The organism is Pseudomonas sp. AL 58 (assembly GCF_036348395.1).
In the GTDB taxonomy this organism is placed as follows: domain Bacteria; phylum Pseudomonadota; class Gammaproteobacteria; order Pseudomonadales; family Pseudomonadaceae; genus Aquipseudomonas; species Aquipseudomonas defluvii.
The window spans coordinates 1-680 of sequence record NZ_JAZBQR010000066.1 but is presented as its reverse complement, the minus strand read 5'-3'; the positions used below and the strand labels follow the sequence as shown (position 1 = coordinate 680).

The 680-nt window shown below is 62.1% G+C and carries 1 pseudogene; it reads right to left on the bottom strand.

Annotated features, from left to right (window positions below):
* Nucleotides 1-680: pseudogene (locus UIA24_RS23065) on the bottom strand (phage tail tape measure protein); the annotation flags it as partial.

Genomic DNA, 680 nt, shown 5'->3' with positions numbered 1-680 from the left:
GTCCACTGCTTGACCTTATCCGTCGCGGCACCAATCACCCCGGCGCCGTCCGTCTCGATGCCAAGGAACTTCATCATCGGTTCAACGATGGGCCGCAACTCGTCCCAAAGCCCCCTGAAGAAACCGCTGATGGGCTCCCAGTGCTTGATGATCAAACCCAGCGGCGACCAGTCGAACAACGTCCCAAGGAACTCCGCGAACGGTACCGACAGCGCCTTGACCAGATCCCACAGCGCGCTAAAGAACTCCGTCAGCGGCCCCCAGTTGGCAATGGCCAGGCCGAGCGGGCTCCAGTTGAAGGCCTCTTTCATCCACGACCAGACCGTCATAGCCGGGTCTTTGATCCTCTCCCATACCCAAGCGAAGTAAGGCGCGACGCTCGACCAGTTCGCAATCAGCACACCTGCCGCAATCGCCACACCACGCACGACCAGGCCGATAACGCTCATTTTTGCCACACCATCCATCAGCATGAGCGCGGAAGTAGCCCCCGCCGTGGCCAAGCGCAACACAGTGAAGCCGACCGCCGCCCCGATGATGCCCTTGATCAGCCACGGGTGCGCGCCGGCCAACTGGGTCACGCCGGTGATGATCGGCCCGACCGTCGCCATGAAGTCGTTAAACGGCGGCAGTAGTACAGAACCGACCGTAATGCCCAGCCGGGTCACGCGGTTGCGCAG